The following is a 15,151-nucleotide window of genomic DNA, read 5'->3' on the forward strand; positions in this document are numbered from 1 at the left end:
CAACAGGCGACCTGAGATTCCGCTTGCGCGCGCCGCCAAGCGACCGGGCACTTGGCTCGGTCACGCAGGCCTGACGCAACCGCCACGAGGTTTGACGACGTGATCACTGAACTGGAATTCCAAAGCCTGGCCGCCGACGGCTACAACCGCATCCCGCTGATCAGCGAGGCTTTTGCGGATCTCGAGACCCCGCTCTCGCTCTACCTGAAGCTCTGCGCCGGCAACGGCCCGGGCCGGCACAGCTTCCTGCTGGAATCGGTGGTCGGCGGGGAGCGCTTCGGTCGCTATTCCTTCATCGGCCTGCCGGCACGCACCGTGCTGCGGAGCGAAGGCACTGTCACCCGGGTGATCCGCGATGGCGAGGTGATCGAAACCCACGAGGGCGATCCGCTGGCCTTCATCGAGGCCTATCAGCAGCGCTTCAAGGTGGCGCTGCGGCCCGGCATGCCGCGGTTCTGCGGCGGCCTGGCCGGCTATTTCGGCTATGACGCGGTGCGCTACATCGAGCCGCGCCTGGCGGGCACCACGCCTGCCGGCGGTCTGCCGACGCCCGACGTGATGTTGCTGCAATGCGAGGAACTGGCGGTCATCGACAACCTGTCGGGCAAGCTCTACCTGATCGTCTACGCCGACCCTGGTCAGCCGGAGTCCTATTTCCGCGCCAAGAAGCGGCTGACCGAACTCAAGGACAAGCTCGGCTACTCGGTGGCGGCGCCGCGCGTGGTGCGCGGACAGGCGCATCCGGTCGAGCGTGAATTTGCCAAGGCGGATTTTCTGGCGGCGGTGGATCAGGCCAAGGCCTACATCGCAGCCGGCGACTGCATGCAGATCGTCTTCGGCCAGCGCTTGAAGAAGCGCTACACCGAATCGCCCTTGAGCCTGTATCGCGCCCTGCGATCGCTCAATCCCAGCCCCTACATGTACTTCTATGACATGGGGGATTTCCAGATCGTCGGCGCCTCGCCCGAGATCCTGGTGCGGCAGGAATCCACGCCGGAGGGGCGCAAGGTCACGATCCGTCCGCTGGCCGGCACCCGCCCGCGCGGCGGCACGCCGGAGCAGGATCAGGCCTTGGAAGTGGAGCTCAAGGCCGATCCCAAGGAGCGCGCCGAACACCTGATGCTGATCGACCTGGCCCGCAACGACATCGGTCGCATCGCCCAGACCGGCAGCGTGAAGGTGACCGATGCCTTCGCGGTGGAGCGGTATTCCCATGTGATGCACATCGTCAGCAATGTCGAGGGCCTGCTCAAGCCGGGCGTCGGCAACATGGATGTGTTCCGCGCCAGCTTCCCGGCGGGCACGCTGTCGGGTGCGCCCAAGGTGCGGGCGATGGAGATCATCGATCAGCTGGAGCCGGTCAAGCGCGGCATCTATGGCGGCGCCTGCGGCTACCTGAGCTTCGGCGGCGACATGGACCTGGCGATTGCGATACGCACCGGTGTCGTGATGGACCAGGTGCTGTATGTGCAGGCGGCCGCCGGCATCGTGGCCGATTCGGTGCCCGAGCTGGAGTGGAAGGAAACCGAGGCCAAGGCCCGCGCGCTGGTGCGTGCGGCGGAACTGGTTGAAGAAGGTTTCTGAGGCCACACGAGCCGACCAAGGAGCGACGACATGCTGCTGATGATCGACAACTACGACAGTTTCACCTTCAACCTGGTGCAGTACTTCGCTGAACTCGGCGCCGAGGTGAAGACCGTGCGCAACGACCAGATCTCGCTGGACGAGATCGAGGCGCTCCAGCCCAGCCATCTGGTGCTGTCCCCGGGGCCGTGCACCCCCAAGGAAGCCGGCGTGTGCGTGCCGGCGATCGAGCGTTTCAAGGGCCGCCTGCCGATCCTGGGTGTGTGCCTGGGACATCAAAGCATCGGTGCCGCGCTGGGCGGGAACATCATCCGCGCCAAGGTGCAGATGCATGGCAAGGCCAGCACGATTTCGACCGATGCGAAGGGCGTCTTCACCGGCTTGCCGGAGCGCTTCAACGTGATCCGCTACCACTCGCTGGCGATCGAGGAATCGACGATCCCGCCCGAGCTGGAGATCACCGCCCGCAGCGAGGACGGCGAGATCATGGGCGTGCGCCACCGCTCGCTGGCCGGCACCGCCACGCCGCTGGAGGGGGTGCAGTTCCATCCCGAATCCATCCTCTCCGAGCACGGCCACGCCATGCTTCGAAACTTCCTGGAGTTGGCACGATGAGTGAACGCCCGAATGCTTCGTCCGGGGCGACGGTGGTCGACCTGCGCAGCGATACCGTCACCCAGCCGACCGCCGGCATGCGCGCCGCGATGGCGTCGGCGGCCCTGGGCGACGATGTCTTCGGCGACGATCCGAGCGTCAATGCGCTGCAGGCGGCGCTGGCGGAGCGGCTTGGGTTCGAAGCGGCGCTGTTCATGCCGACCGGCACCCAGAGCAACCTCTGCGCGCTGATGGCGCATTGCCAGCGCGGGGATGAATACATCGTCGGCCAGTTCGCCCACACCTACCGCTGGGAAGGCGGCGGTGCGGCGGTGCTGGGATCGATCCAGCCGCAGCCACTGAGCCATGCGCCGGACGGCTCGTTGCCGCTGGCCGACATCGAGGCCAACATCAAGCCCGACGATGCGCACTTCGCGCGCACCCGACTGCTGGCCCTGGAAAACACCATCGGCGGCAAGGTGCTTCCGATGGATTACCTGGCGGCGGCCTCCGAGCTGGCCACCCGCCGCGGCTTGGCGCGGCATCTGGACGGCGCACGGCTGTTCAATGCGGCGGTCGCGATCAACGCGGCCGATCCGTATGCGGCGGCCCGGCAGATCTGCGGGCATTTCGACAGCGTGTCGGTCTGCTTTTCGAAGGGCTTGGGCGCGCCGGTGGGTTCGGTCCTGTGCGGCACCCAGGCCCTGATCGGTCGCGCGCATCGCTGGCGCAAGATGCTGGGGGGCGGCATGCGCCAGGCCGGTGTGTTGGCGGCTGCGGCGCACCATGCGCTGGACCACCAGGTGCGTCGCCTGGCGGACGACCACCAGCTGGCCCAGCGGCTGGCCCAGGGGCTGCAAGGCCTGCCGGGGCTGACGGTCGAGCCGCCGCAGACCAACATCGTGTTCTGCGACGTGGCACCGGAGCGGGCCAGCGGGCTGGTCGCGCATCTGAAGTCGCACGGCGTGCTGGCCACCGGGCTGTACCGCGTGCGCTTCGTCACCCATCTCGACGTGGATGCAGCGGGCGTGGATCGCGCCATCGCCGCGGTGCGTCAGTTCTTCCACGCCCAGGCCTGATCCGGGAGTCGCCATGCCCATCACCGACAACGAAGCGCTGACCCGCGTCATCGAACACCGCGAGATCTTCCATGACGAGATGCTGGCCCTGATGCGCCGCATCATGAGCGGCGACATCTCCCCGGTCATCGCGGCCGCGATCCTGATCGGGTTGCGGGTGAAGAAGGAAACCATCGGCGAGATCACCGCCGCCGCGCAGGTGATGCGCGAGTTCTCGGTGAAGGTGCCGATCGAGCCCGGACCGCATCTGGTCGATGTGGTGGGCACCGGCGGAGACGGCGCGCATACCTTCAATATCTCGACCTGCTCGATGTTCGTCGCGGCTGCCGCGGGCGCGCAGATCGCCAAGCACGGCAACCGCAGCGTCTCCAGCAAGACCGGCAGCGCCGATGTGCTGGAGGCCCTGGGCGTGGCGCTGTCGCTGTCGCCGCAGGCGGTGGCGAACTGCGTGCGCGAGACCGGCATCGGCTTCATGTTTGCGCCCAACCATCACCCGGCGATGAAGAACATCGCGCCGGTGCGCAAGGAGCTGGGCGTTCGCACCATCTTCAACATCCTGGGGCCGCTGACGAATCCGGCGGGCGCAACCAACATCCTGATGGGCGTGTTCCATCCGGACCTGGTGGGCATCCAGGTGCGTGTGATGCAGCGGCTGGGCGCCGAGCATGCGGTGGTGGTCTACGGCAAGGACGGGATGGACGAGATCTCGCTCGGTGCGTCGACCCTGGTCGGTGAGCTCAAGAACGGCGAGATCCGTGAATACGAGATTCATCCTGAAGACTTCGGCATGCCCATGGTGGCGAGCCGCAACCTGCGGGTGAGCGGTCCGGAGGAAAGTCGTCGCATCCTGCTGGGTGTGCTGGGCAACGAGCCCGGTCCGGCGCGCGACATCGTGCTGCTGAACGCCGGCGCGACGCTCTACGCCGGCAATGTGGCCGACAGCATTGCCGACGGCATCCAGAAGGCGAGGGCGGCGATCGACTCCGGCGCGGCGCGTGCGAAGCTCGACCAGTTCGTCGCCGCCACGCAGGCCCACGCGCCATCGCCGTCGTCGTCGCCATCGCCGTCGCCGTCGCAGGATCAGGCCGGCTGACGGCTTGAGCGGACCGGATCGCCGTCGCCAGCGAAGCGTCGTCTGCAGGGAAACGTCATGAGGTCCGACCGTGCGCTGTGGCAGGCCCTGATCGCGCAGAGTGAGCGCGAGGCCAGCGTGCTGCTGCCGCGCATCGAGCCGCATCCGGCGGCCTGGGCGGTGGGGCTGGCGGGCACGGCGCTGGGACTGTGGAGCACGCGGGACGCGACCTTGCCAGGGCGCGAACTGCTGGGATGGTTGGCGCTGCTGATGGTGCTGGCGGCCATGCTGATGTGGGCGCTGTGGCGCCGCCGCAGCGTGGGCTGGCGATTGGACTTTGACCGGCGTCGGCTGGTGCCGGAAGGTGAGGTCGGCACGCCGGCCTCCCTCGAGGGACCGGGATGGCGGCTGTATTGCATTGGCGGCAGCAAGCGTCGCTCGCTGGCGCTGGAGTTCCGTCATGAGGACGGTGGTCGGCCCTTGCGGGTGTTGCAGACTCGCGCGGGTGCTGACCGGCGTGAGCATGCGTTGGTGAGCCGGCTGGCCGATGTGATCGCCAACCGCCTGGCAGTCCCGCGCGAGGGCCTGAGCTTATGAGAGAGAAAGAATCGTATGTCTGACATCCTGGACCGCATCAATGCCGTCAAGCGGGACGAGGTGGCCGCTGCGAAGCAGCGTCGCTCGCTGGCCAGTCTCCGCGAGGAAGCGGAATCGCGCGCCGAGGCGACCCGTGGTTTCGGTGCGGCACTGCGCGCGAAGATTGCTGCCGGCCAGAGCGCGGTCATTGCCGAGGTGAAGAAGGCCAGCCCCAGCAAGGGCGTGCTGCGCGAGGATTTCCGTCCCGCCGAGATCGCGGCCAGCTATGCGCAGCATGGCGCGGCCTGCCTGAGCGTGCTGACCGATGCCCCGTTCTTCCAGGGCTCGCCCGACTATCTGCGCGAGGCGCGTGCCGCCTGCAGCCTGCCGGTGCTGCGCAAGGACTTCATGGTGGATCCCTACCAGGTCTATGAGGCGCGGGCGATGGGGGCGGACTGCATCCTGTTGATCGCGGCCAGTCTGGACGACGGCCTGATGGCCGAGCTGGAGGCCTGCGCGCTGGAGCTGGGACTGGATGTGCTGGTCGAAGTCCATGACGGCCAGGAACTGGCGCGTGCACTGCGCCTGAAGACGCCGCTGGTGGGCATCAACAACCGCAACTTGAAGACCTTCGAGGTCACGCTGGACACCACGCTGGGCCTGTTGCCCCAGGTGCCGGCCGACCGGCTGCTGGTGACCGAGTCCGGCATTCTGGGCGCGGCGGATGTGCAGCGCATGCGTGCGGCGCAGGTCAATGCCTTCCTGGTGGGTGAGGCGTTCATGCGCGCGCCGGATCCGGGGGCTGCGTTGGCGGCGCTATTCCGCTGATGTCGATGGCTTCCCGATTTCAAGGCGTCGACTGGCAGGTGGGCGACGGCTGGCAACCCTTGATCGATGCCTGGCGCCACGGCCCCGACGGACATCGCATCGAGGCCCTGCTGCGCGAGCGCCTGGCGGCGGGCGCGGTGATCTATCCGCCCGATCCGCTGCGGGCGCTGCGGCTCACGCCGTTGTCCCAGGTCCGGGTGGTGATCGTCGGTCAGGATCCGTATCACGGCCCGGGTCAGGCGGAGGGGCTGGCGTTCTCGGTGCCGGCCGGCGAGAAGCTGCCGCCCTCGTTGCGCAACATCTTCAAGGAACTGCAGCGCGACCTGGGTCAGGCGGCTGCGATGACCGGCCACCTCGGCGGCTGGGCCCAACGCGGTGTGCTGCTGCTCAACACCAGCTTCACCGTGGAAGACGGCGCCGCCGGCAGTCATGCGAAGCGGGGCTGGGAATCGCTGTCGGACGCGCTCATCGAGGCCACGGCCCGGGATGCCGCGCCCAAGGTCTACCTGCTGTGGGGCGCTCATGCGCAGGCCAAGGCGCCGCTGATTGCGGCGGTGGGACCGCAGCATCGGGTGCTGCAGGCCAACCATCCCTCGCCGCTCTCTGCCACGCGCGGCCCTACGCCGTTCATGGGTTGCGGTCATTTCTCCACCGCACGCGATTGGCTGCGTGAGCAGGGCGTCGACTTCGCCTGGACGCTGGACTGAGTCCCTCGTCGCCCCGATCGTCCGCACCTCCGCCACCGCCACCGTCACCGCCACGCCCCGCCATCAAGAGTCCACACTGCCGCGCTGCAGCTGTTGAATGCCGCAGACGTGGTTCGTTGTCGTGGTGGTGGCAGTTGTCGTCGAACTGCTCGGTGATTCGGCTCGGGAGCGCCGGCGCCCCTTGAAGCGAATGCGAGCGCGTCTGAGCGGAAAGGGGCGCCGGCGCTCCCGAGCTTGCGCTGAACGTGTGAGGAAGTGAATGCGAGCCGGTACCACGACGTGTCGCGCGCACTCGAGCTTCGCACTGCAGAAGGCCGTCCGAGCGGCTTCCGGCATGCCGAAGCCGCCTCCAGCGTCTAACTGGTACGGTTTTGGTTGTTCCCCTCCCGCAATCCGGTTGAAGCGTCTGGTATGGTTCCACCCAGATCCCCGCGACGCCGTCCCCATTGTTTCCATCGCGACAAAAACCGATTCGGAACTGACATGGTCTGACGCTGGTCTCAACGGCTGAGCCATCAGGGTTAAGTCCAGTGCGCTACCAATTGACGTTCTTCGATTTTTGGTACTAAACTGGTATTAATCATGAACGCAGCCAATTTGGCGGACGCCTGGTCCGCGCCTTTGCAACCGCGCTTTGCCGCTGTGCGCTTCCTTGTGGGGGTGGACGGTGGCGGCACGGGAACGAGGGTCCGCCTGAGTGACCTGCAAGGGCGTGTGCTGGGCCAGGGCTGGGCGGGACCGTCTGCCCTCGGCCAAGGGGTGGCGCAGGCATGGCGGCACATCCAGCAGGCGGTGCAGGAAGCCGCCGACAAGGCGCAGTTGCATCGGCTGTCGTTCGACGAGACCGCCATCGGCCTCGGACTTTCCGGTGCGGGTGTGATCGCCCAGGCGCAGGCCTTTGTCGCTCAGCAGCCGGGTTATGCGCATGTGGAACTGGTCAATGACGGCACCACCACGGTGCTGGGCGCTCATGCGGGCCAACCGGGTGGCGTGATCGCGGCCGGGACCGGCACGGTGGGTGAAGCCTTGCGGGCCGATGGGACCCTGGCCTGCGTCAGCGGTTGGGGCTGGATCGGTGGTGACGAAGGCAGCGGCGCCTGGCTGGGCATTCAGGCGATGCGTCAGGCGCAGAAGGCGATGGATGGTCGCGCGGTCGCCGGGGCGCTGGCACGTGCGGTGTGGGCGGCCGTCGGGACCGCTCATGAACAGGATCGGGACGCGGTGTCCGCCTGGGTCGCTCAGGCGGGACAGCATGCCTATGCGCAATTGGCGCCACTGGTGTTCGACTGCGCGGAGACCGACCCCGCTGCCGCGGCGCTGATCCGCCAGGCCGTGGATGAACTCGAGCAACTGGCGCTGGCGCTGGACCCCGCGCAGCAGTTGCCCCTCTCGCTTGCGGGCAGCGTTGCGCAGCGATTGGGCGGGCTTTTCTCAGGCAACATTCGGGCCCGTTGCGTCTCGCCCCAGGGCGATTCGGCCGACGGGGCGCTGCGGCTGATCCGTGGCGCTCTCTCCACCCTCCGTTGAGATCGAGAACCACCCGATGAGCACCAAGCTGCCCTTCCAATTCAAGCCCGATCCCGCCGCCGCGTCGCCGCTGTACATGCAGCTGGCCCACAAGCTGGCGCAGGCCATCCGCGAAGGCCAGTACCAGGCGGACGAGGCGTTGCCCTCGGAGCGGGTGCTGTCGGAGTCGCTGGATCTGTCGCGGGTGACCGCACGCAAGGCGATCGACCGGCTGGTGGAGCAGGGCCTGATCGTGCGCAAGCGCGGCTCCGGCAACTACATCGCGCCGAAGCTGGAGCAGCCTTTGTCGCGGCTCACCAGTTTCTCCGAGGAATTGCACCAGCGCGGCTTCAAGCCCAGCAGCCGCTGGCTGACCCGCGGCTTCGCGATGGCGGCGCCGGATGAGCAGCTCTCGCTCGGTCTGACGACCGGCCAGCGGGTGGCGCGCCTGGAGCGTCTGCGCCTGGCCGATGCGGTGGTGATGGCCTACGAGCTCAGCGTGCTGCCGGAGGCGGTGCTGCCGGATCCGCAGAAGGTCGAGTCCTCCCTTTACGAACATCTGGCCCGTCAGGGCCGCGCGCCGGTGCGGGCGCTTCAACACATTCGAGCCATCAATGCGGATTCGCGGCTGGCCGGCCTGCTGGAAGTTCCGGTGGGCCAGGCGGTGCTGTTCATCACGCGGGTGGGTTATCTGGACCTGGGGCAAGCGGTGGAGCTGACCCATTCCTACTGCCGCAGCGATTACTACGACTTCGTCGCGGAGATGAGGCGCGACGGATGACGGACACACAGCACATCGACGGATTCATCCTGACACCCAGCGGCTTCCTCCGCGGTGTGCTGGTTCACCAGGCGGGACGCATCACCCGCATCGACGGCCATGCCGTCTCCGAATTCGAGGTGCGGCACGGGGGCGAGGATCTGCCGATCGTGCTGCCCGGTTTCATCGACCTTCATGTGCATGGCGGCGCCGGCCGCGACACGATGGAAGGCGAGGGCGCAGCCGACGCGATCGCGCGGCTGCATGTGCGGCACGGCACCACCGCCCTGTTGGCCACGACGATGACGGCCCCGCTGGAGGAGATCCGCGGCGCCTTGCGCGATCTGGCCGACCCCTGCCGGCAGCGACCCGCCGGCGCCGCCCGGGTGCTGGGCGTGCATCTGGAGGGTCCCTACATCAATCCCGGCAAGCTGGGCGCACAGCCCGACTTCGCCAAGGTCGCGACGCTGGACGAGATTCGTGATCTGCATGCGATCGCCCCCATCCGCCTGATCACGTTGGCGCCTGAGCTGCCGGGCAACCTCGAGCTGGTGACACAACTGCGCGAGGCCGGCTTCCAGGTCCAGATCGGCCACACGCTTGGCACCTACGAGGACGGCGTGGCCGCGCTGGGACGCGGCGCGGGCGGTTTCACCCATCTGTTCAATGCGATGACCGGGCTCCATCACCGCGAGCCCGGCATGGTGGGCGCCGCGCTGGCGCATGCCCAGTACGCCGAGGTGATCCCGGATCTGCTGCATGTGCATCCGGGTGCGATCCGCGTGGCGCTGCGCAGCATTCCGTGCCTGTTCTGCGTGACCGATTCCACCGCCGCCGCCGGCATGCCCGATGGCGAGTACAGCCTGGGGCGTCACCGCGTGACCAAGTGCATGGGCGGCGTGCGGCTGCCTGATGGCACGCTGGCCGGATCGACGCTGACGATGGACCAGGCCCTGCGCAACCTGGTGCTGAAGCTGGGGCTGCCGATCGAGGACGCGTCGCGGCGTGTCTCGACGCATGCGGCCGATTACCTGGGTCTGGACGATCGGGGCCGTCTGGCCCCCGGCGCCTGGGCGGATCTTGTTGTCTTGGACCGTGGCTTGCTGTTGCAACGCGTGGTCGTAGAAGGGGAAGCAATTGACCTCGCGAATGCTGGATGAGGCGCTCAGCGCGCCGCAGGTGGTGGCCCGTCAACTGGCCGCCGATCAGAATGCCTATGCCGCGCTGGGACAGGCTCTGCGTGATCAGCCGCCAAGCTCGCTGCTCACCATCGCCCGGGGCAGTTCCGACCATGCGTCGCACTACCTGGCCTATCTGATCATGGCGCGCCTGGGACGGCTGGTGACCTCGCTGCCGATGTCGCTGATCACGCTCTATCAGAGCAAGATCGAGAGCAAGGGCCTGGTGTCGCTGGCGTTCTCCCAATCCGGCCAGAGCCCGGACCTGGTCTCCCCGACGCAGTACTTCCGCGCCAATGGCGCCCGCACGGTCGCCTTCGTCAACGCCGACGGCTCACCGCTGGAAGCGGCCGCCGAACACGTCTTCCGTCTGCATGCCGGCGTGGAGCAAAGCGTGGCGGCGACCAAGAGCTACATCGCGCAACTGGTCGCGGGTGCGCGGGTGGTGGCTGCCTGGCAGGGTGATGAGGACCTCGCTGCCGCGCTGCAGCAACTGCCGCAGGCGATGGCGCAGGCAGCGAAGCTCCGCTGGGATGTGGCGGTCGATGTGCTTCAGCGGGCGGACAAGCTGTTTGTCATCGGCCGTGGCACGTCGCTGCCGATTGCGCTGGAGGCAGCGCTGAAATTCAAGGAGACCTGCGGCATCCAGGCGGAGGCCTTCTCCGGCGCCGAGGTCAAGCACGGGCCGATGGCGCTGGTGGAAGAGGGGTATCCGCTGCTGGTCTTTGCGCCGCGTGGTCCTGCCCAGGCCGGCCTGCTGGCCTTGGCCGAGGAAATGCGTGGCCGCGGCGCCCGGGTGTTGCTGGCCGCGCCGGAAGGCACGCCCGGTGCCGAGCTGCCACTGGCCTGCACCGGCAATGAAGACCTGGATCCGATCGCTGCGGTGCAGAGTTTTTATCCGATGGTGGAGGCGCTGGCGCAAGCCCGCGGCCTGAATCCCGATCAGCCGCGGCACCTGGCCAAGGTCACCAAGACCCATTGATGCATTGACGTATCGATGCGTTGAAGCGGTGCCGCATTGATGCATCGATCGATGGATGCAGTGACGCCTGAACAGCGCCGTCCCGGGCCGCAGGGGGCGGTCCCTGGCGAGCGCCCGTTGTCGGCGCGTCTGTAAGCCGGACCCGCGGCACAGCGGGATCAACGCGGCCGGTGTGCCGGAAGAGAGTTGAGATGAACGAGTCGAGTATTCACCCCGGTCGCCTGGTGATGGTGGACATCCAGGGCAAGACCCTGGACGCGGCCACCGCCGCCTTCATCCGAGACCATCAGATCCGGGCGGTCTGCCTGTTCCGCAAGAACCTCGGCACCGAAGCCGAGGTCCGGCAACTGACACGCGACCTGCGCGAGGCGATGGGCCCGGATGCGCTGATCGGCCTGGATCAGGAGGGCGGATCGGTGGTGCGTGCCACCTTCCTGCCGCAGGCCCCATCCGCGATGGCGCTGGGCGCCGCCGGCGATGAGGCCTTGGCCGAATCGGTGGGTGCTGCGGTGGCGCAGGGCTTGCGCGGCATCGGCATCAACTGGAACTTTGCGCCGGTCACCGACATCAACAACAACGCCGCCAATCCGGTCATTGCCGAGCGCAGTTTCGGCGAGACCGCCGAGACCGTGACCCGGCTGGCCGGCGCCTGGATGCGCGGCTCGCTCGCGGCGGGCGTGGCCTGCTGCATCAAGCATTTCCCGGGCCATGGCGACACCCATGTCGACTCCCATCTGGACTTGCCCACGGTCGACAAGACCCGCGAGCAATTGAACGCGCTGGAGCTGCGTCCGTTCAAGGCCTTGCGCGATCTGGCGCCGTCGATGATGACGGCCCACATCGTCTATCCGAAGATCGATCCGGCGTATCCGGCAACGCTGTCGCGCCGCATCCTGGGCGGCATCCTGCGGGAGGAATGGGGCTACGACGGCGTGGTCATCACCGACGCCCTGATGATGAAGGCGATCGCCGAACGCTACGGCTATGCAAAGGCCGCCGTGCTGGCCATCAACGCCGGTGCGGACATGATCCTGGCCCAAGGCTCGCTGGACGAGCAGGCGCAGTCGATCCAGGCGCTTCATGAGGCGCTGGGCAGTGGCGCGCTGACCGCGGAGCGGGTGCGGCAGTCGGCAGCGCGTCTGGACCGCATGGCGCGGGCTTATCCGGTGCGATTCGACGATTACCAAGGCGCCCAGCGCGACGCGGACGACGCGCTGATGCGCCGCGCCTGGGCTGCCGGGCTGAGCGCCTTGCGCGGCGCGCTTCCCCCGGGCCTGGATCAGCCGCTGCGGGTGCTGGTGCAGGACCTGGTGCCGACCGACGGCGTGTCCGAGGCGGGCCCGACCGGTGCGCAGGCCCGCGCGCTGTTCGACGGCCATCGGGATGTCGAGTTCGTGGCGCTGCACGACATTGCCGCGCTGGACTGGACTTCGCTGCCATCGGATGGGCGGCTCAACATCGTGGTGTCCACCCACCGGGCGCGCTACGGCGAGCAGGCCCGGCGGTGGACACCGGACTTGCATCTGGTGCTGTGGAATCCGTTCCAGGCGCTGGATGTGGCGGCGCCGACGGTGGTGAGCTGGGGCTATGCCGATGGCGCGCTGGCGGCGCTCAAGGGCTGGCTACAGGGCGCTGCACCGGCCGCCGGCCAGTCGCCCGTGACGCTGAACTGAGACGGACGTGCACCTCGGCGCACTGTCGGTCTCCCGCATCGTCGCCCCGGCGCGGCGTGCGGCGGTGCCGTTGTGCCTCGCCCCTCGACGTCGGCCGGATGCGGCTGCGGACGAGCGGTCCATCACGCCGATGCCGAGTCCGACCCTGAGCACGCCCCCGACCACGCCACCCACTTTCGAGACGAGGACCCCACCATGACCTCCCCGCGTTCGCCGATCCGCTGGGTGCCCAGCCTCTACTTTGTGCAGGGCATGCAATTCTTCGTGGTCATGTTGATCGCGGGGCTGATGTTCAAGAACATGGGGGTGCCGAATGACCAGATCGCGCGCTGGACCGGCGTGCTCGGACTGGCCTGGGCCTTCAAGCCGCTGTGGAGCCCCTTCCTGGAGCTGGCCCGCAGCAAGAAGCTGATCGTGGTGTCGATGCAGTTCACCGGCGCGGCGGGGCTGGCACTGATGGTGCTGGCACTGCAGCTGCCGATGTGGTTTGCCGCCAGCATCGGCGTGCTGTTCCTGCTGGCCTATTCGTCGGCCACCCATGACATTGCCTGCGACGGGCTCTACATGGCCTCGCTGGACGACAAGCAGCAGGCGGCCTATGCCGGCTGGCAGGGCGCGTTCTTCAATGCGTCCAAGTTCCTGACGCTGGGTGGGTTGCTGGTGCTGGCCGGCCATCTGGAGCGGGCGATGGGCGTGATGAACGCCTGGTCGGTGATCTTCGGCCTGCTGGCGGTGCTGCTGTTCGTGCTGGCGGCCTACAACGCCTATGCCTTGCCCGGCGCGCTCAATACCGATCATGCCGACCTCACCGCCTCGGGGGTGTGGAAGACGCTGCGGGCGGTGATCGAGGACTTCCTGCGCAAGCCGGGCATCGGCATGGCCATCCTGTTCATCATGATGTTCCGCTTCGCTGAAGGCCAGGTGCAGACCATCGGCCCGCTGTTCCTGATCGAGGCGCGCGACAAGGGCGGCCTGGGGCTGAGCACCGAGCAGGTTGGTGGCATCTACGGCACGGTCGGGACCGGTGCCTTTTTGCTGGGCAGCATCCTGGGCGGCTATTTCACCAGTTGGCTCAGCCTGCGCCGGGCCATGCCGGTGCTGATCGTTGCGATGGCGGTGCCCAATGTGACCTTCTACTACCTCGCCACCACCCTGCCGCACGACCTGTGGCATGTGGGCGGCGCCGTGGCGGTGGAGATGTTCGGCTATGGCTTCGGCTTCGTCGGGATGATCCTCTACATCATGCAGGCGGTGGCACCGGGCAAGTACCAGACCGCGCACTACGCGCTGGGCTCGGGCGTGATGCAGCTGGGCTTCATCTTCTCGAAGACCATCAGCGGCGACATCCAGATCGCCATGGGCTATGAGCGCTTCTTCCTGTGGACCATCGCCTGCGGCGTGCCGGCGTTCCTGCTCTTGCTGTTTGTGCGGCTGCCCGGTGCTGCTGCGCCGTCGCAGACTGCCGACGTCGCTGAGCAGGATGTGGTGAAAAGCGCGCCATGAGGAGCGACCGATTCACCGCGCGTGCGGTCGTGGGTGCGGTTGGCCTCGCCCTGGCGGCAGCGATGGGTGGCGCGTCAGCGTGGGCCGCAGCGGCAACTGCTGCAGAGTCGACTTCGACTTCGACTTCGACTTCGACTGCGACTGCGACTTCGACTTCGACTTCGACTTCGACTGCGACTGCGACTGCGACTTCGGGCCGTTCGACGGCGGCGTCGAGTGCGCCCGCGATCGCGCCTGCGCAGGCCCAGGCGCAGGCCGCGCCCATGTTCTTCGACGACTTTGACTACACCGACACGGCTGCGCTCTGGCGGCAGGGATGGACGGCCCGCACGGCGGCAGGCCATCCAGGCATTGCCGGCGCACGCTGGTCAGTCGAAGGCGTGAGCCTGGTGGACGACCCTCGGCATCGCGGCCAACGCTGGCTTCGCCTGCGTGCGGCCACCGACGGCACGGGCGCCGGCACGACGCAGGTGCAACTCTGCCATCAGCGCAAATATCTGGCCGGCACCTATGCGGCGCGGGTGCGCTTCAGCGATCAACCGGTGTCGGGTGCGGACGGAGATCCGGTCATCCAGACCTTCTATGCGGTGAGCCCGCTGCGATTCGACTTTGATCCGGAGTTCAGTGAGCTGGACTGGGAATACCTGCCGAACGGCGGCTGGGGCAGCGACAAGACGCGGCTTTACGGCATCACCTGGCAGACGGTGCGGCTGGATCCCTGGCTGGCTTACAACCAGCAGCATGAGGAATTTGGCGCATTGGGTGCCGCGGGGCGGGACTGGCACACGCTGGTGATCCAGGTGGCGGACGGCCGGACCCGGTGGTTCCTGGACGGTCGGCCGATCAGCGAGCATGGCGGGCGCAACTATCCGGTGGTGCCGATGTCGATCAACTTCAACCTGTGGTTCTCGCCGAATGGGCCGCTGCCGCAGGGCGGCGCCCCTCGGGTGTATGAACAGGATGTCGACTGGGTGCTGCATGCAAAGGATGTGGTCCTCACGCCGGCCCAGGTCGAGGCGCAGGTGACGCAATGGCGCACAACCGGTGTGACGAGGCTCGACGCCGTGCCGCCCGCACAGCCGGCGTTGGAGAGCCGCTGCGACGTGTGA

The 15,151-nt window shown here is 67.6% G+C and carries 14 protein-coding genes; all 14 read left to right on the plus strand.

What is annotated here, in order from left to right; genetic code table 11:
* Positions 1-99 precede the first annotated feature (99 nt).
* Positions 100-1,584 (plus strand): anthranilate synthase component I, encoded by a 1,485-nt coding sequence (gene trpE, locus N4261_RS02835; RefSeq protein WP_261758726.1) that lies wholly within the window; start codon positions 100-102, stop codon positions 1,582-1,584.
* A gap of 30 nt (positions 1,585-1,614) precedes the next feature.
* Positions 1,615-2,199: an anthranilate synthase component II gene (locus N4261_RS02840; RefSeq protein WP_261758727.1), complete on the plus strand. Its 585-nt coding sequence runs from the start codon at positions 1,615-1,617 to the stop codon at positions 2,197-2,199.
* Positions 2,196-3,257: a low-specificity L-threonine aldolase gene (gene ltaE, locus N4261_RS02845; protein WP_261758728.1), complete on the plus strand. Its 1,062-nt coding sequence runs from the start codon at positions 2,196-2,198 to the stop codon at positions 3,255-3,257. Before N4261_RS02840 ends, ltaE begins: the two co-directional genes overlap by 4 nt.
* A 13-nt stretch (positions 3,258-3,270) precedes the next feature.
* Complete coding sequence (trpD, locus tag N4261_RS02850) at positions 3,271-4,350, plus strand: anthranilate phosphoribosyltransferase (protein ID WP_261758729.1); 1,080 nt, start codon at positions 3,271-3,273, stop codon at positions 4,348-4,350.
* Positions 4,351-4,407: 57 nt separating this feature from the next.
* Complete coding sequence (locus N4261_RS02855) at positions 4,408-4,926, plus strand: hypothetical protein (protein ID WP_261758730.1); 519 nt, start codon at positions 4,408-4,410, stop codon at positions 4,924-4,926.
* Between the two features lie 15 nt (positions 4,927-4,941).
* Positions 4,942-5,733, plus strand: a complete 792-nt coding sequence (gene trpC / locus N4261_RS02860) for an indole-3-glycerol phosphate synthase TrpC (RefSeq protein ID WP_261758731.1) — start codon at positions 4,942-4,944, stop codon at positions 5,731-5,733.
* Between the two features lie 5 nt (positions 5,734-5,738).
* Positions 5,739-6,440 carry a uracil-DNA glycosylase gene (locus N4261_RS02865; RefSeq protein WP_261758732.1) on the plus strand — a complete coding sequence of 234 codons (702 nt, stop codon included), beginning with the start codon at positions 5,739-5,741 and terminating at the stop codon, positions 6,438-6,440.
* Positions 6,441-7,022: 582 nt separating this feature from the next.
* A complete protein-coding gene (locus tag N4261_RS02870) occupies positions 7,023-7,967 on the plus strand; it encodes a glucosamine kinase nucleotide-binding domain-containing protein (protein WP_261758733.1) in 945 nt (314 codons plus the stop codon).
* A gap of 16 nt (positions 7,968-7,983) precedes the next feature.
* Entirely contained in the window at positions 7,984-8,727 is a 744-nt protein-coding gene (locus N4261_RS02875) for a GntR family transcriptional regulator (RefSeq protein ID WP_261758734.1), read from the plus strand.
* On the plus strand, positions 8,724-9,866 hold the full coding sequence (gene nagA / locus N4261_RS02880) for an N-acetylglucosamine-6-phosphate deacetylase (protein WP_261758735.1): 1,143 nt from the start codon (positions 8,724-8,726) through the stop codon (positions 9,864-9,866). Before N4261_RS02875 ends, nagA begins: the two co-directional genes overlap by 4 nt.
* Complete coding sequence (locus N4261_RS02885) at positions 9,856-10,866, plus strand: SIS domain-containing protein (RefSeq protein ID WP_261760592.1); 1,011 nt, start codon at positions 9,856-9,858, stop codon at positions 10,864-10,866. The genes nagA and N4261_RS02885 overlap by 11 nt, the downstream gene beginning before the upstream one ends.
* A 191-nt stretch (positions 10,867-11,057) precedes the next feature.
* On the plus strand, positions 11,058-12,539 hold the full coding sequence (gene nagZ, locus N4261_RS02890) for a beta-N-acetylhexosaminidase (RefSeq protein WP_261758736.1): 1,482 nt from the start codon (positions 11,058-11,060) through the stop codon (positions 12,537-12,539).
* 195 nt (positions 12,540-12,734) lie between these two features.
* Entirely contained in the window at positions 12,735-14,042 is a 1,308-nt protein-coding gene (locus N4261_RS02895) for an MFS transporter (RefSeq protein ID WP_261758737.1), read from the plus strand.
* A 263-nt stretch (positions 14,043-14,305) separates the two neighbouring features.
* Positions 14,306-15,151: a glycoside hydrolase family 16 protein gene (locus N4261_RS02900; RefSeq protein WP_261758738.1), complete on the plus strand. Its 846-nt coding sequence runs from the start codon at positions 14,306-14,308 to the stop codon at positions 15,149-15,151.

The sequence above is a fragment of the Roseateles amylovorans genome (genome assembly GCF_025398155.2).
In the GTDB taxonomy this organism is placed as follows: domain Bacteria; phylum Pseudomonadota; class Gammaproteobacteria; order Burkholderiales; family Burkholderiaceae_C; genus Roseateles; species Roseateles amylovorans.